24 protein-coding genes and 2 pseudogenes are annotated in these 24,103 nt (G+C 60.7%); 9 read left to right on the forward strand and 17 right to left on the reverse strand.

Annotation, left to right across the window (positions count from 1 at the left end; translation table 11 throughout):
• The 3 genes from C266_RS16345 to C266_RS16355 all read right to left on the reverse strand — a co-directional run.
• On the reverse strand, positions 1-154 hold a 154-nt coding region (locus C266_RS16345), incomplete at its 3' end, for an ATP-binding cassette domain-containing protein (RefSeq protein WP_168162943.1).
• A gap of 71 nt (positions 155-225) precedes the next feature.
• Positions 226-993, reverse strand: a complete 768-nt coding sequence (locus C266_RS16350) for an ABC transporter permease (protein ID WP_010804170.1) — start codon at positions 991-993, stop codon at positions 226-228.
• A gap of 58 nt (positions 994-1,051) precedes the next feature.
• On the reverse strand, positions 1,052-2,065 hold the full coding sequence (locus C266_RS16355; protein WP_010805815.1) for an ABC transporter substrate-binding protein: 1,014 nt from the start codon (positions 2,063-2,065) through the stop codon (positions 1,052-1,054).
• A 401-nt stretch (positions 2,066-2,466) separates the two neighbouring features.
• On the opposite strand from C266_RS16355, the gene C266_RS16360 reads away from it, so the two are divergent.
• A complete protein-coding gene (locus C266_RS16360) occupies positions 2,467-3,882 on the forward strand; it encodes an FAD-binding oxidoreductase (protein WP_246831198.1) in 1,416 nt (471 codons plus the stop codon).
• A gap of 62 nt (positions 3,883-3,944) precedes the next feature.
• Positions 3,945-4,304, forward strand: a complete 360-nt coding sequence (locus C266_RS16365) for a cupin domain-containing protein (RefSeq protein WP_010805813.1) — start codon at positions 3,945-3,947, stop codon at positions 4,302-4,304.
• A gap of 31 nt (positions 4,305-4,335) precedes the next feature.
• On the opposite strand, the gene C266_RS16370 is transcribed toward C266_RS16365, so the two are convergent.
• Both C266_RS16370 and C266_RS16375 read right to left on the reverse strand, forming a co-directional pair.
• Positions 4,336-5,289, reverse strand: coding sequence for a LysR family transcriptional regulator (locus tag C266_RS16370; RefSeq protein WP_010805812.1), 954 nt, complete (start codon positions 5,287-5,289; stop codon positions 4,336-4,338).
• A gap of 304 nt (positions 5,290-5,593) precedes the next feature.
• Complete coding sequence (locus C266_RS16375; RefSeq protein WP_371257155.1) at positions 5,594-6,277, reverse strand: LysR substrate-binding domain-containing protein; 684 nt, start codon at positions 6,275-6,277, stop codon at positions 5,594-5,596.
• Between C266_RS16375 and C266_RS28425 the strand changes: the two are divergent.
• Positions 6,251-6,313, forward strand: a pseudogene (locus C266_RS28425) (hypothetical protein); the annotation flags it as partial. The gene C266_RS16375 and the pseudogene C266_RS28425 overlap by 27 nt on opposite strands.
• A gap of 15 nt (positions 6,314-6,328) precedes the next feature.
• Here C266_RS28425 and C266_RS28430 read toward each other — a convergent pair.
• The 11 genes and pseudogenes from C266_RS28430 to C266_RS16425 form a co-directional block, all read right to left on the reverse strand.
• Positions 6,329-6,502, reverse strand: a pseudogene (locus C266_RS28430) (LysR family transcriptional regulator); the annotation flags it as partial.
• Positions 6,503-6,604: 102 nt separating this feature from the next.
• A complete protein-coding gene (locus C266_RS16380; protein ID WP_010805810.1) occupies positions 6,605-7,378 on the reverse strand; it encodes an SDR family oxidoreductase in 774 nt (257 codons plus the stop codon).
• A gap of 270 nt (positions 7,379-7,648) precedes the next feature.
• Positions 7,649-8,602 carry a LysR family transcriptional regulator gene (locus C266_RS16385; RefSeq protein ID WP_010805809.1) on the reverse strand — a complete coding sequence of 318 codons (954 nt, stop codon included), beginning with the start codon at positions 8,600-8,602 and terminating at the stop codon, positions 7,649-7,651.
• A gap of 92 nt (positions 8,603-8,694) precedes the next feature.
• The gene (locus tag C266_RS16390) at positions 8,695-9,954 is read right to left on the reverse strand and encodes an FAD-dependent oxidoreductase (RefSeq protein ID WP_246189680.1); all 1,260 of its coding nucleotides are present in this window, start codon (positions 9,952-9,954) and stop codon (positions 8,695-8,697) included.
• An 8-nt stretch (positions 9,955-9,962) separates the two neighbouring features.
• The gene (locus C266_RS16395) at positions 9,963-10,787 is read right to left on the reverse strand and encodes a shikimate dehydrogenase (RefSeq protein WP_246189681.1); all 825 of its coding nucleotides are present in this window, start codon (positions 10,785-10,787) and stop codon (positions 9,963-9,965) included.
• Between the two features lie 80 nt (positions 10,788-10,867).
• Positions 10,868-12,001, reverse strand: coding sequence for a porin (locus tag C266_RS16400; protein WP_010805806.1), 1,134 nt, complete (start codon positions 11,999-12,001; stop codon positions 10,868-10,870).
• A gap of 47 nt (positions 12,002-12,048) precedes the next feature.
• Positions 12,049-13,419, reverse strand: coding sequence for an MFS transporter (locus C266_RS16405; RefSeq protein ID WP_010805805.1), 1,371 nt, complete (start codon positions 13,417-13,419; stop codon positions 12,049-12,051).
• 212 nt (positions 13,420-13,631) lie between these two features.
• Positions 13,632-14,651 carry a LysR family transcriptional regulator gene (locus tag C266_RS26290; RefSeq protein ID WP_144265849.1) on the reverse strand — a complete coding sequence of 340 codons (1,020 nt, stop codon included), beginning with the start codon at positions 14,649-14,651 and terminating at the stop codon, positions 13,632-13,634.
• Positions 14,652-14,903: 252 nt separating this feature from the next.
• The gene (locus C266_RS16415) at positions 14,904-15,674 is read right to left on the reverse strand and encodes a ferredoxin--NADP reductase (protein ID WP_010805803.1); all 771 of its coding nucleotides are present in this window, start codon (positions 15,672-15,674) and stop codon (positions 14,904-14,906) included.
• 34 nt (positions 15,675-15,708) lie between these two features.
• Positions 15,709-16,041: a chorismate mutase gene (locus tag C266_RS16420; RefSeq protein WP_010805802.1), complete on the reverse strand. Its 333-nt coding sequence runs from the start codon at positions 16,039-16,041 to the stop codon at positions 15,709-15,711.
• Between the two features lie 340 nt (positions 16,042-16,381).
• Complete coding sequence (locus C266_RS16425; protein WP_010805801.1) at positions 16,382-17,857, reverse strand: FAD-binding protein; 1,476 nt, start codon at positions 17,855-17,857, stop codon at positions 16,382-16,384.
• 238 nt (positions 17,858-18,095) lie between these two features.
• Between C266_RS16425 and C266_RS16430 the strand changes: the two genes are divergently transcribed.
• From C266_RS16430 to C266_RS16455, 6 genes are all read left to right on the forward strand, one after another.
• Complete coding sequence (locus C266_RS16430) at positions 18,096-18,419, forward strand: ferredoxin family protein (RefSeq protein ID WP_010805800.1); 324 nt, start codon at positions 18,096-18,098, stop codon at positions 18,417-18,419.
• Positions 18,420-18,550: 131 nt separating this feature from the next.
• Positions 18,551-19,231, forward strand: a complete 681-nt coding sequence (locus C266_RS16435) for a TauD/TfdA family dioxygenase (RefSeq protein WP_010805799.1) — start codon at positions 18,551-18,553, stop codon at positions 19,229-19,231.
• Positions 19,232-19,517: 286 nt separating this feature from the next.
• Positions 19,518-20,705 (forward strand): FAD-binding oxidoreductase, encoded by a 1,188-nt coding sequence (locus C266_RS16440; protein ID WP_010805798.1) that lies wholly within the window; start codon positions 19,518-19,520, stop codon positions 20,703-20,705.
• A 16-nt stretch (positions 20,706-20,721) separates the two neighbouring features.
• A complete protein-coding gene (locus C266_RS26295) occupies positions 20,722-21,315 on the forward strand; it encodes a HutD family protein (protein ID WP_010805797.1) in 594 nt (197 codons plus the stop codon).
• Positions 21,316-21,418: 103 nt separating this feature from the next.
• Positions 21,419-22,168, forward strand: coding sequence for an electron transfer flavoprotein subunit beta/FixA family protein (locus C266_RS16450; RefSeq protein WP_010805796.1), 750 nt, complete (start codon positions 21,419-21,421; stop codon positions 22,166-22,168).
• A complete protein-coding gene (locus tag C266_RS16455; protein ID WP_010805795.1) occupies positions 22,169-23,098 on the forward strand; it encodes an electron transfer flavoprotein subunit alpha/FixB family protein in 930 nt (309 codons plus the stop codon).
• A gap of 162 nt (positions 23,099-23,260) precedes the next feature.
• Here the strand turns inward: C266_RS16455 and hutG are convergent, their stop codons facing one another.
• Entirely contained in the window at positions 23,261-24,058 is a 798-nt protein-coding gene (hutG, locus tag C266_RS16460; RefSeq protein ID WP_036663571.1) for an N-formylglutamate deformylase, read from the reverse strand.
• Positions 24,059-24,103: the final 45 nt, after the last annotated feature.

Below are 24,103 nucleotides of genomic sequence, written 5' to 3' on the forward strand. Positions count from 1 at the left end.
CGTCGAAGCCCGTGATGAGGTTGAGCAGCGTCGACTTGCCGCAACCGGACGCGCCGAGCAACACCACGAACTCACCGCGTGCAATGTTCATATCCACGCGCTCGAGCGCCTGGAAGTCGCCATAGCGCTTCGAGACACCGTCGATAGCGATCATCGTTTCGGCGTTGCCTGAGGCCGCGCCGCCGGGGGTGCGCTGTGCGCCAACGTGAGAATCGATGCGATCGTTCATGCCTGCCACCTCAACACCTTGCGCTCGATGGCGCGAAACACGATATCCGTCACCAGCACGGTGACACTGATCATCACCATGCCGAGCACGACGACTTCCGTCTGGAAGAACTCCTTGCCGTTCATGATGAGGAAGCCAAGGCCTTCGCGCGCTGCGACGAGTTCGGCCGAGATCACGCACGTCCACGACAGGCCGAGAATGATCTTCAGGCCCGAGAGAATCTGCGGCAGACTTGCGGGCAGAATGACCTCGCGCATCACCTGCGCGTTACTCGCGCCGAGGTTCTTTGCGGCGCGAATGAGCAACGGGTCGACATTGCGTGTGGCTTCGATCACATAGACCAGCGCCGGAGCGAACGTGCCCATGAACACGATGCTGTACTTCTGCGTCTCAGAGATACCGAACCACAGCAGCGAGAGCGGAATCCAGCTCATCGACGGCAGCGGGCGCAGGAACGACAGGATCGGATCGAAGGCCGCGCGGGCGTAGCTCGACGTGCCGAGCACGATGCCCAGGGGAATGGCCACGACCGTTGCGGCGATGAAGCCGGTCATCACACGGCGCGTGGACGCGAGCACATTGGCGAGCAGCGAGCCGTCGGCCAGCATCGAGACGATGCGTTCCCCGACAGCCGACGGCGGCGGCAAGAACAGGGGATCGACGATCCCCGAGCGGCAGGCCATCTCCCACGCGAGCAGGAACACGACCACGGACGCAAATCCCACGCCGAGCAACGTGGCGCGGGACGGTTGACGATGATTCACTATCAGACTCCTTTTGCGAACACCGGTACCCGTCGGGTGGGTACCGGCGCGCGACAGCTTACAGATACGACGTATTGACCCACTGACGCACGGCGGGCGCTTTATCGATCTGCTTGTACGTCACGAGCATTTCGGCAAGACGTTGAAGGCCGTCGACATAGTTACCCGGCGACTTGAGCAATTGGGTTTGCTGCTCGAGTGAGTACCACTCGGCGTCCTTGATGGCTTCAATCTGATCAAGCGCCGACATACCGGTCAGGGCGATCAGCGAGCGCGCTGCCTCCTCGGGCTTCGTTCGCAACATCTGACTGGCTTCGAAGTACGCGCTCAGATACTTGCGCACGGTGTCGACGTTCTTCTCGGCCCACGCGTTGCGCACGATCAGCACGTCGGGGCCCGGCGTTACGCCGTACTTCTTATGGAGCGAAAACTGTGTGTCGTCGGCGAGCACCTTCATGCCGGACATGGCGCGGATGCGATTGAACTGCGGCGCCCAGACTGCGGCGGCGTCGATCTGGCCCGACTGAATCGCGCCAGGCAGCTCGGGCGCAGGGACATTCAGGAGGGTCACATCGTTTGACAGACCGGCGCTACCCAGCAGATCCAGCACCAGCAGGTGCGAGCTGGAGGCAAACGTCACCCCCACCTTCTTGCCCTTGAGATCCTGTATCGAACGCACGCTGTCGCGCACAAGTAGCCCTTCGACACGTGAGAAGCTATCCGGGATCGCCACGATGGAGAAGTGTTTGGAGCCGCGCGCCATCAGCGCGAGTGCCGACACGATGCCGGTGCAGGCGATGTCGATGCCACCTGAGAGCACGGCGCTCATGCGGGCAGATGACGTGCCGAACGATTGCCATTGCTGATTGATGCCAGCGGCCGCGAATGCACCGGTCTTCATGGCGAGATAGGCCGGATAGTGACCGAGCCACGCCGAGCCACCGTACTGAACCGTGATGGCGTCTGCGGCGCGGGCCGTGCCGGTCAGTGACAGACCGCCGACGGCGCTAACGGCGGACAGGGCTGACATGGTGGCGCTGGTGCGAAGGAACTGACGTCGTGAAAAGTTCATGCATTTCTCCTGGGAGGCTTCGTGAAACTCGCGTCGAACGTAAGGTGCGCCTCAGATTGGGGCTGCCCGCCTTGGCACGCCTCGTGCCGGAGGTGGTGCACCCCGGCAACGGCAGGCAGCCCAATTGTTGCGCCACAATGAATTTGCACTCGAATTTCCGGCGATTGTAGGGATGCGAGGAGAGGAAAAAAATAAGTGAAGTAAAACTAATACGGCTTATTAGGGGCTGTCGCCATGCTCCCCCCGGCATCCTTCCGTTCAGGGAATGGGTGGTTGGGGTGATTGGGGGGGTGGCCCCGGCGAGCATTTGCCCGATGACCCGACGTAGTCGTTCAGAAACTGAAATCTTCAGTATTAGATCGTCTTATCCGGATTCATGTTTGGTCCCTCGAGTGGCATCTTTGTCATTTCTTATTCCCATGGACATCTTCTGTCGATGGGACAAGCTCGATCGACAGATCAATGAGTTGAGGAATCCGATGGGACCTGAAGTACAAAACGTTGCGCTGGACCCTGTCTTGCCGGAAAAGGTGGACGTCGTTGTCGTCGGTGGAGGAATTGTCGGCCTCTGTACCGCGCTGCATCTGTCCGAAAAGGGGTTGAGTGTTGCTGTCTGCGAGAAGGGACGTATTGCCGGAGAGCAGTCGAGTCGAAATTGGGGATGGGTCCGCGTCATGCGCCGGGACCTCCGCGAACTCCGCCTGAGCATCGAAAGCTCGAAAATGTGGAGACAGTTCGACCAGATGTTAGGTGGGAACACCGGCTATCAGCAATGTGGGTTGCTGTATATGACGTCGGATGAAAAGACGCTGGACACCTATGTGAGCTGGCTCAGACGCGCGAAAGATCTGGTGGGCGACGCACTTCACACGGAGTTGGTCGGCACCGAACAGATCACCCGGCTGTTGCCACAGTCGGCAGTGCGATTCAAGGGCGGTTTGTATACGCCGACTGACGGCCGTGCCGAACCTCAGCAAGCGGCGCCCGCCGTTGCCGCTGCCCTACGTGCGCGAGGGGTCAGCGTGGTGGCGCCTTGCGCAGTTCGGGGCGTTGAGACGAGCGCTGGAGCGGTGAGCGGCGTTGTGACGGAATGGGGTGAAATCAAGTGTAAAGGCGTCGTGATTGCAGGTGGCGCCTGGTCGCGGCTGCTATGCCGCAGCCTGGGCGTTGAGCTTCCTCAGCTTCTGGCCAAAGGCTCGGTTCTACGGACCACCGCCGTCAAGGACGGTCCGGCAATAGGGGCGAGCAACAAGCACTTCGCGTTCCGGAAAAGAGCCGACGGCGGGTACACGATCGCGAGCGGTTTCCGGACGTATGCCGACCTTACCCCGGACGCATTTCGCTTGTTCTTCAAGTACATAGAAGCATTGAAAAGTCAGGGCTCGGCCTTGCGCCTGAGTGTGGGTTCGCGATTCTTCTCGGAACTCATGCGCCCCAGCCACTGGCCGTTGGACAAGAAATCGCCCTTCGAAGATGTGCGCGAGCTGGATCCGTCTCCGGTCTTGCAAAGTACGGAATACGCGCTGCGCGGATTTCTCGAGGCATTTCCGCAGCTTCGCGGCATCCAGGTTGCGCAACGCTGGGCCGGGTACATGGACGTTACCCCCGATGCCATTCCGGTCATATCCGGCGTCGCCTCGCATCCCGGCTTGTACGTGTCGACCGGTTATTCGGGGCACGGGTTCGGGATCGCGCCGGCGGCCGGCCGATTGATGGCTGACATCGTCTGCAACGACGACCCAATCGTCGACGCCAGAGACTTTCGTCTGGAGAGATTCAGTGATGGGTCTCCCACTATCGTGGACGCGGGATTCTAACGGCGGGCCGTCATCGACGGGTACCGCAATTCGACAGCATTCTTTTTGACCAGGAATTCACTATGAAGAAAAATCAATTTCTCCATGCCCTTCGCTTTGCGAACGGTACCGCGGCGTTCGGCGAAGACTGGGGAGGCGCCCCCGTCCTTGGTGATCCCAAAGCATTCGTTGTCAACCGATACGAGTCTCAGGACAAACAGTACCAAGTCGGTACCTGGGAGTCGTCGGTGGGCACATGGGCGCTCGACTACAGCGATTGGGAATATTGCTTTGTCCTTGAAGGACGTTTTTATATCCAGCCCGAGGGCGGCGAGCGCGTGGAGTTTAGCGCGGGAGACACCTTCGTGCTCGAGCCCGGATTTAAAGGGACGCTAGAAGTCGTGGAGCGTACACGGAAGTGGTACGTGTTCCACAACCGTTAATCCGGAACCCCTTGCGACGCGCCCACCAAGGTTAATTGAATAGTTCGAGCGGCAGAGCCGGCATCGCTTTGCGAAGCGTCGGCTCGACTTCATTGCGCAGTGTCCGGATGGCACAGTCGGCGAGTAATTTTGCGATGTCGTCCCATTCCCCGTTGCGCCTCAGCAGGAAAAAATGGCGCTTTGCCAGAGGACTTTCGGGTAATGGCGCCAGCGCAACGTTGGGCAGGTGGTGGCGCGCCTGAAGCAAACAGAGTGGCGTTGTCAACGCGCAGCCGCGGCCGGAGGCAACCAGACTAAGCAATGGGTCCGTCGCGTCGAACTCATACATGGGGGGGGCGTCAATTCCGATATGGCGGATGAATCGTTCCGCTTGCTGCGCAGTCATTTGACGCCGGGAGTAACGAATCAAAGGAATGCTGCGCGCAACTTCGACAAATGGCGCACCCGCATGTGACAGCGGAACGACGGCGATGAATCTCTCGGAGAAAAGCAGTTGCTGAGTGACACGTTCGGGGTCGACTGTCGACTCGGTACAAATGGCGAGATCCAGCTCGCGATTTACCAACTGCTCACTGACCATCGGCGTCAGGCCGGACCACATTCGAAGATTCTCTGCCGTACCCACCAGTTGTTCTACCAGGGCCGGCCCGATCGTTGCGGCGAACGAGTCGACACAGCCTATGCGCAACAGCGACAAGCTCGTTTTGGTGGCCGCGCGAACACTGAGGGCAACGTCCCGGGCATGAGCGAGCAATGGACGCGCCCTGTCGAGCAGAACGCGGCCAGCGGCGTTAGGTCTCAACGGCCGCATCTGCCGGTCGAATAAAACATCGCCATGCTCGCGCTCAAGTACCTTGATACATTGACTAATCGCACTCTGCGATATGCCGAGTACACGAGCGGCTTCAGTCATCGAGGCGGTTTCGCAGACGGTGACAAACACCTGCAATGCGCGAAGGTCGATCGGCGGTGCGATGGAATTCATGAAGGCGCATCTCCAATCAAACAAAAAACGCCATGTAGGGGAAGCACAAAGCTCATTGCGGCCTAAGCGCGCAGCAAGAATCTTCAGCGTACTTGCTGCGGCATTATAGCGTTGGCGGGAAACGATCCTTGATCGTTGCGACGTCGCCCCGATTCCAATGGCACCTGGCCTTGGCATCCGGGGGCCGCGGCGTTGAAAACCCGGCTTCGCGCCAGCTAACCGGGCTTGCCTGCCAAGATGGCGACGATCGATCGGAAGGGTCAGCGACAATACCGGCCGTTTCAGGCATCGTCAAACACCGGATTTACGTGTCCAGATGTTTGCGCATCAGGTCTTCGAACCAATCCAGAAAGACGGTCAATCGCCGCGAACGCTGGCGGCGGTGCGGGTACAGCAGCGAGATGGGCATCGGCGCTGCACGGTACGCCGGCATCACCTCGACCAGTTCGCCGGCATCGAGCAGGTACTGCACGTCGAAGCGGGGGATCTGGATGAGTCCCAGGCCGGCGCGGCAACACGCGATATATCCCTCGGCGTTGTTCGTCACGACCTGGCTGGGCACATCGAGCAAGCGCTCGACACCATCGACGCCCAATGACGCCCAAGGCAACGCTTGCCCCGTCGTGGGCGAAGCGTAACCCACCATCCAATGCCCCGACAGCAGATCGTCCGGTCGCTCAGGTGTCCCCTGTTCCTTGAGATAGTCGGGACTCGCGCAGTTGATCAATGTGATCGCCCCCAGCGAGCGCACGACCAGACTGCTGTCCTGCAACGTGCCGACACGTACCGCGCAATCCACGCCCTCCTGTACGAGATCGACCGTGCGGTCGCTTGATCGCAATATCAGGCGTAGCCGTGGATGGCGGCGTAGCAGCGCCGGCAGCGCCGGTACGATCAGCCGGCGTGCGATGCGGCTGGGTACATCGATCTGAAGCTGGCCGGACGCTTGACGCTGACTGGCATGGAACAGCAGGTCGATCTCTTCCACGTCCGCCAGCAGCGCACGTACGCGATCGAGCAGCAGCGCCCCGTCGCCGGTCAGTCGCACCTGACGCGTGGTTCGGTGCAGCAAACGCGTGCCGACCTGAGCCTCCAACTGCTGAATGGCCGCTGACACGGACGCGCGAGGCACGTCCAGCGCGTGTGCGGCCTTGATGAAGCTTCCCATCTCCGCGACCTGCGCGAAGATTCGGTACTGGTCGAATCTGTCCATGGGCGTCTTTTGCACCGCGCCTGTCGGGCGACCGGCACTCTCCTTCGGCTTGATCCAGAGAAGCCGTCATTGTCGCCCATGACGAAGAGCCGCCAATACGTTTTACTTGGTCGTGTATCCGCCGTTGATCAAGATGGTCTGGCCAGTAATCCACCAGCCGTCGCTGACAAGATGACGGATAAACGGCACGACGTCCTCGATGTCGGTAAGACCTGTTTTGCTGAACGGCGACAACGCAGCCGCCGTCTTGTGATACGCCACCGCATCGGCCCCTTCTGCGGGGTAGAAGAACGGCGTATCCATGGGACCCGGCCCGACCGCCGTGACTGAAATGCCACGTGCGCCAAACTCCTTGGCTGCCGCGCGGGTGAAGTGCTCCACCGGCGCCTTGGTGCCGGCGTACGACGCGTAGAACGGCGTGAACGCGCCCAGCAGCGACGTCACCAGGGTGAGCACCTTGCCGTTATCGTTGACGTGCCTGCCGGCCTCGCGCAGAAAGAAAAAGGCGGTCTTCGAATTGACTGCGCTCATTTCGTCGTATTCAGCTTCGCTGATCTCGACGAAAGGCTTTTTCAGTACTTTGCCCACGGTGTTGATCGCGATATCCGGGCGCCCGATGGCGTCGATCGTATCGGCGAAGAGCTTTTCGACGGCCCCTGCGGTACTCAGATCAGCTTGAAAGGCCACCGCTTTGGCCCCCAAAGCTTCGATGGCGGCCACGGTGGCATCGGCGTGCGCCTTACTCGGGGCACTGTTGTAATGGATGGCAATGGCCTTGGCACCCTGCTGCGCCAAATCGCGAGCGATCAACCCGCCCAGGTTTTTGGCGCCGCCCGCGATCAGAACGGTCTTGCCCTTGATGGAATGGTCTGCCACGGAAATCTCCCTGCCTGAACGATGGAGCTTCCAATGTAGACGCGCCACGCTGTCGCATAAATACCCGGAATCTGGATAGAGAATCCAGGAAATCGTGCTAATCGATTCCCCCGCCCTGCCTTAGCCGTGCGATGACTCCCTCGGACTGCGCTGCGACGCTGAACATCGCGCGAAGGCTCTCGACGTGCAGGACATCAAGACCAAGATTGCGACAACGGTCGTTGGCTGAACGGTATGCGCATCTGGCGCGCTAGCCGGCCTCGTGCTGACTCATTCACGCGGCGCAATGGCCGTGGGCACATCGGAGGTAATGCCGCAGCCAGCCGGCCCTGCCAACCCCAAGCTACGAAGTTCGTCTTGAATATGATCGATCAGCACCATCAGCAGCCGGCGCTGCCGCTGTGAACGAGCAAATTGGGCTCGAAACCAGAACTCGGGTAACGCGAAGTTCTCCAGTACTTGAACGAGCGTCCCGCTGTCGATCGCCTCCTGAGCGACATAGTTCGGCAGGATACCGATGCCCAGGCCGTCGACCACCGCCTGGTACATCACCTTGATGTCGTTGGTCTGAAACGTACTGTTGACGTGCACGTCCACTTGCCCGCGAATGCCCTTGAGCGTCCACGTGACGCCGGGACTCAGATATGAGTATTGCAGGCAGCGATGATTCGCGAGGTCCTCGGCCTGTAACGGTGTGCCCTTCTGCGCCAGGTATGAGGGCGATGCGAAGAGCATTCGCTGAATCGGGAAAAGGGCGATTTCCTCGATTTGATCATAGGATGGCGGCAACCCGGTGATCACGAGATCGAACCCCTCGGTGACCGGATTGACTGGCCGGTCGATCAGCAGCAACTCCAGAATCACTTTGGGATGCTGGACCAGGAAGCGGTTGATGATCTTCGAAAAGTGCAGGTAGGTCAGTGCCGAAGGCGCCTTCACACGCAGCCGGCCGGACAACTCGGCAACGTCGTTAGAGATGTCTCCCATCATGCGATCGTGAGCCTGGACGAGGTCGCGCGCGTGGGATAGCACGGCCTTGCCGGTCGCTGTCAACTCGACTCGCCGCGTGGTGCGCACGAACAGTTGCCGGCCGATCTGCGCCTCGAGTTGACTCACGCGCTTGGTGATCACCGACGGCACCACCTGAAGGTGCTTTGCCGCCGCCGAGAAGCCTCCCGTCTCGGCCACTACCAGGAACGCACGAGCCTGGTCGATCGCATCCATTGTCATCCTCGCAGACCCGGCCGTCAGGTCGGGCATTATCCGGTCGCCGAATCGAGCGACCGAAGGGCCGCTAGCCGCCTGGCGGCCAGACGTCAGACGATGGCGTTCTGTTCGAGCAGCGCGTGACGCAGCGCAGCACTCGACACCAGCTTGCTTCCGGCCACGCTCAGCGCCGCCGATACCCCCGCCGCATGCCCGGTGGCGAACGCCGTGCCCATCACCCGGATCGAGCCGTACGCTTGACGATCGCTACCGATCGCGCGGCCGGCCAGTCGCAGATTGGTCACACCCTTCGGCAGCAGCGCCTGATGCGGAATATCGAAAAAGCCTTCGCCGCCAATGGGTGAATACTTGATCTTCCCTGGACTGGCATGCACTTCCATCGGCCAGCACCCTCGTCCAATGCCGTCTGGCGAGCGCAACCCCTCAACGGCATCCGTCACGCTGACATCGCGCACGGATTTCGGATGACGCGTCTCGCGAATGCCCAGTTGCGGTCCGGTCGTCACGATATACGCCCGCTCGAAGCCTGGCTGCTGGCGCAGCACGTCGAGATACGACCAGGCCAGCTCGCGCGCGGCAGTTTCGGCACGCCCCACGTCGTCGCCCGACAGGCCGCCAGTCTGCAAATCGACGGCCATCCACAATACGTCGCCCGATAACGGCAGGTCAAGCATGATGCCGCCATCGGCACGCGGAATCGGATATGGGGCCGCGCGATTGTACTGCTCGATGCTCTGGCGAAGCAGCGCACGATCGATCCGGGTGGCTTTTGCCACGCCACCGATGCGCACCGGCAAGGTCGCAGGTTGCAGTGGCGCGTCGCCGGCTGCGCCGGTCTGCAGGTCGACGCCGGAGAAAGCCGACAGGCTTGCCTCACCGCTGGCGTCAACGAAGGCACCTGCCTCGATCTCATGCATTCCTTCGTGATCGGCCACGACCACCGACGCAATAGTGTCACCGGCACGCTTAACATCCACCAGACGGCTATGCAGCTTGAGCTCGACCGCGGCAGACAGCAGCAGGCGGTCGAAAGCGAACTTGGTCGCTTCCGCGTCCAGCGAGATGATCCAGTTTCCGGTCCTGGTGAACACCGGGGTCGTGTCGATGCCCAGGCTGCGCATTTCGCGCAACACGTCCTCGCCGACGCCGGCCACCTGCTGCACCGGCGCCTGCCCCTGCCCATAGAAGCCGCAGTACGCGAGCACCTGTGCGTTGGTCGCCGCACCACCGAGAAAACCGTAGCGCTCGACCAGCGCAGTGCGAGCACCGGTACGTGCCGCGCCCACTGCCGCCGCCGCGCCGGCAGCCCCTCCGCCGACGACCACCACGTCGTACTGAGTTTTCGTCATCGCCGCCATCATTTGCCTTGTTCCGCGCTAATGTCGGCGGCGTCCGAAGTCATCACGTTCATGAACGCCCCCATCAGCGGCATTTGCGCGTGCGCCATCTCCGCGCCCGTCTGTATCTTGCAGCCACGTTGCACCGCCAGCGCTAGCCACTGGGTCAGTTCTGGCGAAGTCACCACATCGGCGACCAACGCGCCCGGTGCATTTGCCTCGATGACCCACGCGGGCAGCGGCAGCGACATATCGTCAGCCATCCCCGCAGGCGTGGCGTTCACGAGCAGATCGGCGTGCACGTCGACAAGTGCCTTCGGCGGCCCCCCTGTGCCGACGTCGACCCACGGGAAGTCATCCAACAGCCGTGCCGCGAGCGATTCGGCGCGAGCGTCGTCACGATCCAGCACGATCAAGCGGGCGATACCCGCCTCGCACAGGGCGTGAGCAATGGCGCTGCCAGCGCCTCCGGCGCCGGCGATCATCGCAGTGCGCCCCCGCGCTGCGAAACCATGGCGCTGCGCAGCACGCAGGAAACCCAGTCCGTCGGTCATATCGCCGACCAGCCGACCGTCCGGCTCACGCCGAACGACATTGATCGCGCCCAGTGCTGCCGCGCGATCACTCAGACAATCGACACGCCCGGCGAGCTGCTGCTTGTAGGGCACGGTCACGACGCAACCGGCAAGGTTCTCCCAGCCGCGCAGCAACGCAACAAAACCGTCCAGCGCGGCGGGTAGCACGTTCATGGGAATCATGGCGATGTCGGCACCGACACATGCGAAATGCGCATTGAAGTTCGCGGGCGACTTCACTTGCGCCACCGGCGATCCGACGATTGCCACCAATCTAGTATGTCCAGTGATCAAACCAACCTCTTGCATGAGCTAAAAGGAAAAACCTGTCGCCGCGTTGCCGGGCAACGTCAGAACGAATGCCGGATGCCTATACGCGTGGCCAGTTGCGTCTGGGTGCTTGACGCACTCAGGGTCGCAATATTGGCGACGGCTTCCCCGCCCAGCGAGCTTTCGCCCGAGGCGTGCTGCCAGGCCACAATCGCGTACAGGTAGGTGAGTTTGGAGAGGTTGTACTGAGCGCCAAAGTTCACCTGGCTGTAATGCGCCTTCGGCGCCTTGGTGTAGTCGTAGCCGACACCGGCATCAACTGATGGCGAGAACTGGTAGGTGTAGCTGACCTCGACGTTCGAGAACTGCGCACTGCCCCTGTTCGGCGTGGAAGCGGTATGCACCATGTCGTCGAAGAGCGTGAGCGAATACTGGGCGCCAACGGTCGAAGCGCCGAACGAATACAGCCCCCCCACTGACGTCACCTGCAGACGGTTGGCCGAGATATAGCCGCTGAAGATGGGGTTCGTGATCGGATTGGCATAGCCGGCGCCTGCCACCGGCGCCGCACCGCCGTACAACGACACGGCCGGATTGCGCAGATTCAGATATGTCGCCCCAAACCTGAGGTTGCTGCCGGCATAGCCGGCGCCGAATTCATAGGCGCTGTTACGCGATCCGTCACCGGCCACGCCCCCGAGACTGACCATTGTCGCCGCCGAGAAGCCTCCGAAGCTGGGGGTCACGTACTTGATGTCATTATCGAGTTCGTAAGTGCCCCACAGGTTGTCGACGTCGCCCGCGTGCGTGGCTAGCGCACCGGCAAAGCGCAATGCGCCGGTCAGGCCCTGCGCATAGTCGATGGCCAGGTCGTACTGCCGGCCGACCGTCACCGTACCAAACGGGCCGGTGATGCCGACGTCGGCATAGCGTCCGAATTCGCGATTGCCGAGGTAAGTCCCGCTGATCGAACTGATCGCCCCTTCGAGATTGAAGATCGCCGCGTAGCCGTCGCCAAGATCTTCGCGCCCCTTGAGGCCCCACTTGCTGGCGCCCCGCGACCCACTGTTCTCTTGCCAACTCGCCGCACCGCTCTGGTTGTTCGTGTACGTGATGCCGGTATCGAGCGTGCCGTAAAGGGTAACCGCGCTTTGCGCAAGCACCGGCAGACTGGCACAGGCGAGCAGGGACGCAACGACGAATCGCTTTTGCATAGAAGTCTCCTTAATGTTGTAGTTTTGGGTACTGCGTGTTTCCACTGTCAACGGGCAGCGATGCCCGAATCGTTCGACGGCGCAGGCGCGCTCGCCTCGGCGTGCGTGACGGGCATCCGCAGGCCGGCGACGCAGATGGCTGCGACCAGCGCGGGGATCGACACCACCGTGAAGATCGTGCCGATGCTCCAGCCGCCGCCTAGCAGCAAGCCGCCCAGCAGCGAGCCCGCGATCGATCCCAGGCGACCAATGCCGGACGCCCATGCCACCCCTGTCGCGCGCATGGTGGTCGGATAGCACAACGTCGCCAGGCCATTGACACCGACCTGCGAGCCGCTGATGCAGAAGCCCCCGAGAAAGATTGCCAACGCGAGCACGACCGGCAAATCGACCAGGTGACTGATCGAGAAGATCACCGCGGCGGCGACGGTGTAAGCGCATGCCAGCACGACCTGCGGCATGGCGCGGTCCATCACGCGACCGAGCACCACGGCACCGCACGTGCCGCCGATCGACCACGTCGCCATCAGCAGCGACGCCGCACGTACCGAACCGCCGGCATTGGCGACGATCGTCGGCAACCAGCTGGAAAACAGATACAGGACAAGCAGCCCCGCGAAGAAGGTGATCCACAGCAGCACGGTGGCTTTCAGATGTGCGGCCGTGAGCAGGTCGCGCACGGGAGAGCGGCGTGTGACGACTTCCGCGGCAAACAATTGCGAAGCGTCTACCGTCGAGCCAGACGACATGCGCGCGACCATCTTCTGTAGTTGCGCCTTGCGCGCGTTCCCACGCAATCCCACGAAGCGGATCGATTCCGGCAACAGGACGTATAGCAACGGCCACAGCACCAGCGGCGTAACGCCGCCGAACACCAGCATTGCCCGCCAACCGGCATGGCCGATCAAGAACGACGCCACCAAACCGCCGAAGGCCGAACCCAACGACAAGCCGCAGAACATCATCGTGACCAGCGAGAGCCGACGCTTCCTGGGAGAAAACTCGGCGGTCAGGGTCACGGCATTGGGCGCTGCCCCGCCCAGCCCGATGCCGCTGAGCAGGCGCAGCACCGTCAGGTCCGTCACGTCATGGGCCGACAGCGTCAGCAGGGTCGCGACGCCGAACACGAACACCGAGCACAGAATGACCGGCCGACGGCCGAAGCGATCCGCCATGGGTCCGAAGAGCAACGCCCCCAGGGTCAGGCCGATCAGGCCCGAAACGAAGATCGGCGACAGTTGCGCGGCCGTGAGATGCCACTCATGCCGGACCGACGGCGCGACATAGGCCGCCAGCCCCAAGTCGATGCCGTCGATGGCGACGATGAGAAAACACAGGAAGATAGTACGGATCTGAAAGCCTGAGAGCGGTACCGAATCGATGAAGTCCTGAATCTCCATGGGGCGGGGTGCCGTCATGGTGTCTCCTTTAATTATTTGTTGTACGCCTGGCGACGCTTGTTCGATGCTGGAGTGTAGCCACGACGATATCGGCAGAGAACGCATCGCCGGAGAAAACGACGATTTGCGATTCGCGAATGATGACTGTGCGTTTCAATAGACAACCCGGCGCTTACGCGCGCAGTGCCGAGCCCACGTGAACCATGACGCGTGTGTCATGGTGTCGTTGGTCATGAAGTCAAACGTTCAGTCTGGGGGGCGAGGTCGTTACCCAGCAGCGGATCGCCGAACCAGCAATCCACCAGTTGGCGAAACTTCAGCTCGAAGGTCATCGTCAGCGGGGTGCTGACGGCATCGCGCCGTCGCGAAATCACGAGTGGCGCCGCCATCGGCGGTGCAATTGGCAGCGTATGCAGACCACGCATGCCAGCCGACCTGGCGGTCAGGCCATCAACAATTGCCACCGCCGATTGTTGCTCGATCACACTGCACGCTGTCGCGCCGTTTCGCACGAGCACTGTCGGATCCGGTTCGAGCCCGCCAAGCCCGAACCAGCGCCGCACCGCCATGTCGCCGTACGAGCCCGGCAAATAGGAAACCAAGGCATGTCCTGCGAGATCCTTGGGGCCAACCCACAGCTTCTCGCTGAGTGCCGGCAGGTTTCTGAACACCGCAACCAATGGCACGTCGCCCATCGGATATACGCCGAAATCGTCATCCGGGAGGCCAAACAAGGTCACCGCGAGATCTGCCCGCCCTTGCTCAACGTAGGTGGCGAGCATTTCCTTTGGCAGACACTCGAACGTCAGTTGCGCCGCGGGAAATCGACGGCAAATGTCGGCGATAACGATGGGAATCAGTTCGATACCGGATTCCCGCGTCGAGACGATGCGCAATCGGCCTGCGGTCGTGCCACGAAGCGATTCTGCAAACGCGTTCAGGGAGTTGACCCATTGGCTGATCGGCTTGGCGTGTTCGTGAAGCGACAGTGCTGCCTGCGTCGGCCGAATGCCGCGGGGAGTGCGATGAAACAGACTGATACCGAGCCGGTATTCCAACAACGATATCGTTTTACTGACATTCGGGGTCGAAACGTGCAATTGCTGAGCAGCCGCCGTAAATCCACCATGGCGCATGACTGCATCAAATATCTCGATCTGCCGCATATTGATCTGCATGTTGGCCCTCATATCGAAGCATGTTGAGAATGCTGTCGGCGTCGCGTTGTTTTCTGTGAGTTTCGTTTTCACAACAGCGACATCGGGACTTCGCGGCACCAACTCTAATCCAAGAAATGAGCGCAAAAAACGTGCAACCGGGAAATCGATTTTTTCTCCGGCGAGAATAATTTCGGAATATTACAGATCGACATTCCCCGGACGATGCTTCCCCTCGGGAGAGGGACTGTTCGTCCGGAAGCGGGAGAAATGATGGCTTCCGGCGCGGGACGGCGCACCGCACCGGGCCGTTCTGCACGGGCGGCGCAGAGCCCGGCGCCCGTGTTAGCCGGCGAACGCCTTTTCCACTACGTAATGACCCGGCGCGCTATTGTTACCCTCCTTGAAGCCCAGATCGTCGAGCAGATAACGGGTATCACGCAGCATCTCGGGACTGCCGCACAGCATCACGCGGTCGGCGTCCGGCGAGAAACTCGGCACGCCAAGGTCGCTGAAGAGCTTCCCGGTCTTGATCAGTTCCGTAATACGGCCCCGATTCTTGAAAGTCTCACGTGTCACACTAGGGAAGTACAGCAGCTTCTCCCTGACGACCTCGCCCAAATGCTCGTGTGCGGGCAAATGATCCGTGATGAATTCCCTGTAAGCCAATTCGTCGACGAAGCGGCACGTATGCGTAAGCACGATGCGCTCGTACCGGTCGTAGGTCTGCGGATCCTTGATGATCGAAATGAAGGGTGCGAGACCGGTGCCCGTGGAAATCAGCCACAAGGTCCTGGCGGGCAAAAGACTGTCGGCCACCAGCGTACCGACGGGCCTTTTGCCGATCAACACCTGGTCGCCGACCCTCAGATGCTTCAAGCGCGACGTCAGCGGACCGTCCTTCACCTTGATGCTGAGGAACTCCAGACAGGCTTCGTAATGCGCACTCACAAGACTGTAGGCGCGGATCAGCGGTTTTCCGTCGACTTCGAGGCCCACCATGGTGAACTGCCCGCTCTCGAAGCGGAATGCCGGATCGCGCGTACACGTAAAGCTGAATAATGTGCTTGTCCAGTGATGCACGCTCAGGACCGTTTGTGAGGTCAGATTGGACATGGGCGTTCGATCATCATGCGAGCGGTGGGGTAGATCATTGCGTGCCGCCGCTTATATCCACACGTTGCGCGGCCACGACTTCCTGTTCCAACTGACATGCGCCGACATGGATCGCCTGGTAAATGGCTTCGACCATGCCTGCGTCAATCCCGTGGCTTGTCGCGGCAGCACGGAGCCTTGCCTTGATCTGCTGGAATCTGGCATCCGCCAGGACTGGCGCGCGAAGTCTGGCCTTCACTTTCGCCACTTCCCGTACATGCACGAACCGTTCTGCCAGCAATGCGATGATCCTGTCGTCGAGCACATCGATTGCATCTCGCAGAGGTTTAAGTTCGACATCCAGTCCGTGGTTCGATTGAGTGGTCATGTAGTAACTTCCATCCTTTGTAAATCGGCTTTCCCGTTTTCCAGTAAATCCCGGCCCTGATCGACGAGTGCATCGGAAACAAAGCCCCTGCCGCGGGACACGAGGTGGATCGTGGTTGCAGAGGTCGAACGCCGCGCGTTCAGGTACGTTCCAAAGGTCGTCGGAGCATCTTACGGTGCACCTCGCTCGCGACACACGATCTGAAGTGGAAAATCACTTTTCCTGAAACGCGAATAGTGGTGGGACGGGCACTATCCCGCGCCTTTCGCCGCGAGCGTTGGCTTCGAGTACAGCACCTGTCGAGAAAGCGCCGTGCGCGCAACCGAGGCCGCCCACGAGATCAGGCGAAGCTCGCGTCGTAATGAAGATGAACTCTCTCGACCAGATCGGAACGTCCTATGGCCGCCTGCGGCCAGCCCCCCGAGGCTACGTCGTGACACGCAAACGCGCACGCGAGACTGATCTCCAGCAAGGGATTGACGCCATCGGTGCGCTTCCAGACAGTTGTCAGCGCGTCGGCCCACGCCAAGGTTCCGGCTTCGGGGTCTGATCCGAATGCAAAATCGAAGAGGCCTGACGTATTGATTTCCTTCAAATTCCGGCCCCCCATCGCGCTTTCGGCAGGACCGCTGTTTCGGGAATCAACAGTCACCGCCTCCCATTCAATGGCGCGCGTTGCGGCGGCTCGGCGCGCAACCGCGTCATTGACGAGTGCTGCGCCAACGATACAGTTGACCAGTGCTACCCCCGGAAATCGGACCTTGTGTCCGCACCAGTAGCCGGTGCCGGCGGCATCGCCGACGGCAAACAGGTTGCGCATGCCCGCGACCGTGAAGCCGTCATGTGTCTCGATCCCCATGTGGCTGTAGTGATGCGACACACGACCCAGCTTCTCTGTCTGATCAGGGAACACAATCCGCACCACCCCGCCATGCCGGATAAATCGCTTCGATATCTCGGCAAACTGATAGTGCGCCTGATGTTGTGCCAGCAGATGTGTGGTTTCCTCGTCGAGGACATCGAAGTGTCCGCTCGCACTGCGAAGATAAATCGTGGCTTGATCGAGCACGTCGGTCTCGAAGCATCCGACGCGTGCAGCACCGGTGCGATCGCAGTTTCCCAGGATGTGGAACATCGTGAGGTCAAGGTCCGTGAGCGAAAGGCCGGCCTCCCAAGCAAGTTCATGCGGACTGTGCCGGATCTCGACGTTCGTCGATTGAAACAGGGCGCCCCCCGGATTCCCCCCGGCCAGGACATAGGTATCGGCACGCAGCAGGTTTCGCCCAATGGAACCATCCGGCTGTTTCGTCTGCACCGTGACATGCTCGATGATATCTGCCTGGCGGGACAGTCGCGTCACGGTCCCTTGCACCGTGCGTACGCCGAGTCCCTTCGCAAGCTCGGAAAGCCATTGCATCAACGCGAATCCGCGGGCGTTCCCCCATTCATTCGGCCGTCCCAGCTGCGGCCCGAACCACGTGGGTTCGTCATCGAAGTCGAGCGGCGGCAGGTCAATGCCATGATCGGCAGGGTTAAGCGACAGCCATCGTGACAGTTCTGAGACAGACAATCGGGCGAAGCGCTTCATGGCATCTGTCACGACACCGCCGTTTCGGTCTGCAAACAATTTCTCGAGTTGCTCTACCCGATCACCCGTCTGATGGGCAACGCGATTCCGAAACCGTTGGCCAGCCACTCGCGTATTGCTCGGCCTGGCATCGGTGACCAGAACAACCTCCTCGTCCAGGTCTGACATCTTCAGATTGATGGATAGCGCTATCCCAGCCAAACCGCCGCCAATAATGCATACCGACATGTCGACCTCTCCTGAAGCGTGGATTTTCAGTGCATTCCGGCGCGAAACACGAACCGTCGAACGCAATGCGTGCAGGGCGGAGTATCGAGGGGAGAATCACGGTCGGCAACCAGTTAACCGATAGTCAACGGCAAAGCAAATATGTTCGCTTGATAGACAACATCGGATAGCTAAACTTCTTCCCATTGCCAATCCGGTTTTTTCATTCCCCGACACACTCACTTTCCGGAGAAAGTCAATGACGCACGTGGTCACGGAGGCATGTATCAAATGCCGTTATGCGGACTGTGTGGCAGCTTGCCCGGTCGAGTGTTTTCATGAAGGTCCGAACTTCATGTGTATCGATCCCCGATCCTGCATCGACTGCGGCGTATGTGTCAGCGTGTGCCCCGTCGACGCAATCCGGCAGGCCGACAGCCTGGCCGAACACGAGAGAGTTTTCCTAACGATCAATGCTGAATTGGCGCAATCCTGGCCGGTCGCCTCACACCCCATCGAGGCGCTACCCGAGGCCTCCGCCTGGCGAGCCAGCACCGGCAAGCTGCCATTTCTTGAGCGCTGACCGAACATCGTGCCGCAACGATGTCGAGACGCAAGCGTGGCTCGTACCAGAGTATTTGTGTGTCACAACACTTCGCAACCCGTGCATCGAGAAGACGAAGCCAGTCGCCCAACTCCTGAGAGAAATCGATCATGACGCAACAGCACGATCCTTACAACGCATTGCCCGCGCGTGGATATGCCGTGTTTAATGGCGTTCGCAATCGGGCCGAATATCTGAACCTTATTCAACGTCTTGGCCGCCCTACCCCTCAATACGACGGGAACATCATGTTCGACGTTGCCAGGGACGACTCAAGAATGCAGACGTATTACTCCAAAGGATCGGCCTCCATAGGGCCGCATACCGACGGGCACGATCTGGAGGCGCCGCCGAAATACCTATTCCTTTACTGTATCCGGGCGTCCCAGAATAATGACGGCGCTACTGAAGTGTCCGATTTTCGTCAGATTCATGACAACGTCGATACCGACGTCCGTCAGTTGCTGGAGACTCGCCCCTACGTGTTCAAGTCAAAGCCGAAACATCAGGAGGAGGCCACGCGCGAGGTCATGCCCATCCAATGCCCCATATACGACGCCGCACGTTCAATCTATAGATACAGCACCAACTACATCTCCCGGCAGAGCGACGACGCCCACACGAAAAAACTCGTCGCGGACATTGCGACCCGCCATGCGCAATCGAAAACATCCATCCTTCTGAAGCCTGGGGACGTTCTCGTCGTAGCCAATCACCATATGTTGCACTCGCGGACCGAATTCTCCGACCCCAATCGCCTCTTGGTTCGTGCGTGGGCGTCGGTGGATTGAGCGATCTTGGGGCAGGGTCAATCGCCTGCGGAATTTCCTCGAATGAGCCTTTTCCTGACGCGGCACAACCTCACACCCGCGCTTGATCTCAACGGTATTGGCGTTACCGCACGCCACCACGAGCGATTGGACCGGGCATTCTGTTCGGAATCCCGGGCCATTCCAGGGGTAACTTAGCCGACAGTTCTACTAAAAATCGCCCGCACTTATATTGAAGGTATGTCTTTTCGGCTGTACGAGACTTCGACTATCCATTCGTAAACCTCGCATTCGGAAAGGCAGAACCGTGAATACATACGATGTCGTTGTCATCGGCGCTGGCGTGATCGGTAGCTCAGTGGCATTTCACCTCGCCAAGTTCGGCGCAAAAAACGTGCTCGTGCTCGATCGCGGCACCATTGGCGCCGGCACGACGTCTCAGTCCTCGGGAATTCTGCGCACGCATTACTCCGTCAAGGAGAACGTCGAGCTTGCGCGTCACTCCTGGCAAGTCTTCAACAACTTCGCCGAGTATCTCGGCGACGACGAAGCCTCGTGCGGCATGGTCAAGTGCGGCTACATGATCGTCGCGCCTGAAGGTGACAAGCTCGAACCGCTGCGCGCCTCACTCGACCAACAGCGCGAACAAGGCATCCCGCTGGAGACCCTGTCTCAGGCTCAGGCACGCGAACTGCTACCCATCGCACAGTTCGACGACGCCGCACTGATCGGCTACGAGCCGGAAGCCGGTTTTGCCGACGCCTATCTTGTGGCGACCAGCTTCGCCCGTGCAGCACGCCGCGGCGGCGTGACAATTCGCGAGAATGCCGAGGTCAATCGCGTGCTGATCGAGAACGGCAAGGTCGTTGGCGTTTCCACGTCGATCGGCGACTTCAAGACGTCGATGGTCATCAGCGCGCAGAACATCTGGACGCCGGAACTCGCCGGCTGGACCGGACGCGAACTGCCGGTGACACCGGAGCGCCACGCGGTGCTCGCGCTCGAATGCGACGTCGCCAAGTACACCTTCTCGATGCCGGTGTTCAAGGATCTGGCGTCGCCGGGCATGCTCTACTGCCGTAGCTACGGTGGCAGTCAGATGCTCGTGAGCGAGGGTGTCGTGGGCGAAAGCCTTGCCGCCGCTCAGGTCGAACAGGGCGACATCCCGATGGACTATGTCGTCGAAGTGGGCGCCCAGGTCGCAGAGCGTTTCCCGGCCTACGAAGCGTCGGGCATTGCGTCGTCGTGGACCGGCGTCTATGACGTCACGCCGGACTGGAATCCGGTACTGGGCAAACTCCCGGGAATCGAGGGACTTGTCGTCGGTTACGGCTTCTCGGGCCACGGCTTTAAGCTCTCGCCGACGGTTGGCCGCATCCTCGCGCAGGAAGCGCTCGGCATGCCGACCGACGTGTCGCTTGCGCCGTACTCGATCGAACGCTTCCACACCGGCAAGCTGCTGACCGGCAAGTACGGCCTCGGCGCGGTGTCCTGATCGGATAGCGCACGCCATGATCGCGTCGCACAACGTCATCGCGCTCGATCGGGTGAGCGCGGAACCCTGGAAGAATGGCGGGGGGGTGACCCGGACACTCGCCGCGCACGACGGCTTGCGTTGCCAGTGGCGGGTGAGCCTTGCCGAGATTACCCAGGATGGTCCCTATTCGCGTTTTGACGGTGTAGTCCGTCATTCGTTGATCGTCGCGGGTCGTGGCATCGTGCTTCGCAATGGCAGCGACACGGTCGTGCTCGCCCCCGGTGCGCCCGCGCAGTATGACGGCGAGCCGGTATGGGAAGCCTCGCTCGTCGACGGCGCTTGCCAGGCCTTGAATGTCATGGTCGATCGCACCCGTTGGCTGGCGCGCGTCGAGACATTGGCCCCCGAAACCCTTGCCGAGTTTGTGCCGCGCATCGGTAGCGTCCTGGTCGTGTTCTCCGGCGACGGCAAATGCGAGATTCGTCGCGCAGGCGAGCGTTGCATGATGCCTCCCCGTACGTTCGTAACGCTCGACGCCGATGCATCGCCCCTCACATGCACGGTGACGTCGAGCGCGCTTGAAGACGCCATGCCGTGTGCGGTGGTCGTGATCGAGCCATTAGCTTGAGCGGTGAAACGCCAGGCCACGCCGACGAACCGCAAAATCCCCATGAATTCGGAAACGGCGCTGTGGCGCCGTCCGTGGAAGACTTTGTAATGAGGAATCTCTGATGAAAATAATTACGGCAGTCAAGCGCGTGGTTGACTACAACGTCAAAGTCCGCGTGAAGTCCGACCAGAGCGGGGTCGATATCGGCAACGTGAAGATGTCGATGAATCCGTTTGACGAGATCGCCGTGGAAGCGGCCACGCGTCTGAAGGAAGCTAACGTGGCGACCGAAGTCGTCGCGGTGTCTTGCGGTACGGCGCAGAGCCAGGAGACGCTACGCACCGCGCTGGCGATCGGTGCTGATCGCGCGGTGCTGGTCGACACCGATGCTGAGCTGCAACCGCTCGCGGTCGCCAAGTTGCTCAAGGCCGTCGTCGAGAAAGAACAGCCGCAACTCGTGATTCTCGGCAAACAGGCCATTGATGACGATGCGGGGCAGACCGGGCAATTGCTCGCCGCCCTGCTCGATTGGCCACAGGCCACGTTCGCCAGCGATATCCAGATCGAAGGCGGCTGGGCGACGGTTACGCGTGAGGTCGACGGTGGTCTGGAAGTTATCTCGCTGAAGTTGCCGGCGATCATCACGACGGATTTACGTCTGAATGAGCCACGCTATGTGACGTTGCCCAACATCATGAAGGCAAAGAAGAAGCCGCTCGACGTGGTGACGGCTGACGCGCTGGGTGTCGATCCGTCGCCTCGACTGAAGACGTTGCGCGTTGAAGAACCGGCGGGGCGAAAAGCCGGGGTGATGGTGCCCGATGTGGCGACGTTGATCGATAAACTGCAGAACGAAGCGAAGGTGATCTGAATGACAACGCTGGTAATAGCTGAACACGACAACACGCAACTCAAGGGCGCGACGCTGCATACCGTCGGCGCTGCGCGCAAGATCGGCGGGCCGGTGCATGTACTCGTCGCGGGCTTGGACACACAGGCTGTGACCGACGCGGTGGCACGCATCGAGGGTGTCGAGAAGGTGCTGGTCGCCGATGCGCCGCAGCTCGCCGAAGGCTTGGCCGAAAACGTGGCCGCGCAGGTGATCGCATTGGCGAGGGGGTATTCGCACATCTTGTTTTCCGCCACGGCGGCAGGCAAGAATGTGGCGCCGCGTGTGGCCGCGAAGCTCGATGCTTCGCAGATTTCCGAGATCGTTGCGGTCGAGGCACCGGACACGTTCAAACGTCCTATTTATGCAGGCAATGCGATGGCGACAGTGCAGTCGTCCGACGCGGTGATCGTGGCGACGGTGCGAACGACGGCTTTCGATGCCGCTCGCCCGGAGGGGGGGACGGCCACGATCGAGACGGTGGTGGCAGTACCTGACGCGGGTACCTCGCGTTTTGTGAAGCGCGAGGTGGTAAAAAGCGACCGTCCGGAACTGACAGCGGCACGCGTTGTGGTGTCGGGGGGGCGTGGGCTGGGTAGTGCGGAGAACTTCGCGATACTTGATCCGCTGGCGGAAAAACTTGGTGCGGCGATTGGCGCGTCACGCGCTGCGGTGGATTCTGGGTTTGCGCCGAATGATTATCAGGTGGGTCAGACAGGCAAGATCGTCGCACCGGAGTTGTACATCGCCGTGGGCATTTCGGGCGCAATACAACATCTGGCGGGGATGAAAGACTCCAAGGTGATCGTGGCCGTGAACAAAGATGCCGACGCACCGATTTTCAGCGTGGCCGACTACGGGCTTGTCGGCGATCTGTTTGAGGTCGTGCCGGCGCTGACGCAGTCGGTGTGAGGTTCGTCGGGATGCGATGCCAACAAAAACGCCGAGGCTAGCGCGTCGGCGTTAATGAGATGGCCCCTCACCCTGTACGCGGTAACGCGGCAGGGTGTATTTCATTTGAAGAGGCCATCATGCGGAACGTGGCGCTCAAGGGAAGCACCCGGACACGACCGCTCACACTGCCTTGAGCGCATCCAACGCAGCCTGCATCATGCGTTCGACCACCGGACGCACGCCGTCCGCGAGGTCGGGACGATAGGCGAACGGTGAGCTTTCGTTCATATACGTCGACTGGCACATCTCCAGTTGAATCGCATGCACGCCCTGCTCCGGCCGGCCAAAGCTGCGCGTGATGTAGCCCCCCTTGAAGCGGCCATTGGCCACCCAGGTGTAAGGCTGCTCGCCCAACGTCGCGGTCACCGCATCGAGCACTCTCGCGTCGCAGCTCGCGCCGGAATTGGTCCCCAGGTTCAGGTCCGGCAACTTGCCCTCGAACAGGCGCGGCAGCACACTTGCAATCGAGTGCGCCTCCCACAGCAATACCGATCCAAATTCCGACTTCAGCCGCGCGATCTCTGCTTCCAGTTTTGCGTGATACGGCTGCCAATACGTCTGGAGTCGCATGGCTTGTTCGGCAGTGTCCGGTTCCGAGCCATTTCGGTAGAGCGACTCACCACGGAACGTCTCCATCGGGTACAGGCCAGTCGTCGTCTGGCCCGGATAAAGACTCTCCCCCGTCGACGGACGGTTCAGATCGACGACATAGCGCGAGTATTTCGCGCCGAGTACCGACGCGCCCATGCGTTGGGCGAAATCGTACAGACGGTCGAGGTGCCAATCGGTGTCGGCCACCTCCAGCGCGTGCGGCTGCAACTGCGCGGCGATCGCAGCAGGAATTTCAGTGCCGAGGTGAGGTATCGAAATCAGCAGCGGCACGGTGCCCTGCTGGAAGTGGAATACGGATTCAGACATGATTTCAGCCATCCGGTAAAGTTTGCGATCTACGTTGATAACAGT

It is taken from the genome of Pandoraea sp. SD6-2 (assembly GCF_000389825.1).
Taxonomy (GTDB): domain Bacteria; phylum Pseudomonadota; class Gammaproteobacteria; order Burkholderiales; family Burkholderiaceae; genus Pandoraea; species Pandoraea communis.

Excerpts from the sequence above, each read along its gene's own strand:
- C266_RS16455 (WP_010805795.1), top strand. The coding sequence starts at position 22,169 with ATGACAACGCTGGTAATAGCTGAACACGACAACACGCAACTCAAGGGC.
- C266_RS16415 (WP_010805803.1), bottom strand. The coding sequence starts at position 15,674 with ATGTCCAATCTGACCTCACAAACGGTCCTGAGCGTGCATCACTGGACA.
- C266_RS16435 (WP_010805799.1), top strand. The coding sequence starts at position 18,551 with ATGACGCAACAGCACGATCCTTACAACGCATTGCCCGCGCGTGGATAT.
- C266_RS16390 (WP_246189680.1), bottom strand. The coding sequence starts at position 9,954 with ATGACGAAAACTCAGTACGACGTGGTGGTCGTCGGCGGAGGGGCTGCC.
- C266_RS16370 (WP_010805812.1), bottom strand. The coding sequence starts at position 5,289 with ATGAATTCCATCGCACCGCCGATCGACCTTCGCGCATTGCAGGTGTTT.
- C266_RS16450 (WP_010805796.1), top strand. The coding sequence starts at position 21,419 with ATGAAAATAATTACGGCAGTCAAGCGCGTGGTTGACTACAACGTCAAA.
- C266_RS16425 (WP_010805801.1), bottom strand. The coding sequence starts at position 17,857 with ATGTCGGTATGCATTATTGGCGGCGGTTTGGCTGGGATAGCGCTATCC.
- C266_RS16430 (WP_010805800.1), top strand. The coding sequence starts at position 18,096 with ATGACGCACGTGGTCACGGAGGCATGTATCAAATGCCGTTATGCGGAC.
- C266_RS16400 (WP_010805806.1), bottom strand. The coding sequence starts at position 12,001 with ATGCAAAAGCGATTCGTCGTTGCGTCCCTGCTCGCCTGTGCCAGTCTG.
- hutG (WP_036663571.1), bottom strand. The coding sequence starts at position 24,058 with ATGTCTGAATCCGTATTCCACTTCCAGCAGGGCACCGTGCCGCTGCTG.
- C266_RS16420 (WP_010805802.1), bottom strand. The coding sequence starts at position 16,041 with ATGACCACTCAATCGAACCACGGACTGGATGTCGAACTTAAACCTCTG.
- C266_RS16405 (WP_010805805.1), bottom strand. The coding sequence starts at position 13,419 with ATGACGGCACCCCGCCCCATGGAGATTCAGGACTTCATCGATTCGGTA.
- C266_RS16385 (WP_010805809.1), bottom strand. The coding sequence starts at position 8,602 with ATGGATGCGATCGACCAGGCTCGTGCGTTCCTGGTAGTGGCCGAGACG.
- C266_RS26295 (WP_010805797.1), top strand. The coding sequence starts at position 20,722 with ATGATCGCGTCGCACAACGTCATCGCGCTCGATCGGGTGAGCGCGGAA.
- C266_RS16355 (WP_010805815.1), bottom strand. The coding sequence starts at position 2,065 with ATGAACTTTTCACGACGTCAGTTCCTTCGCACCAGCGCCACCATGTCA.
- C266_RS16365 (WP_010805813.1), top strand. The coding sequence starts at position 3,945 with ATGAAGAAAAATCAATTTCTCCATGCCCTTCGCTTTGCGAACGGTACC.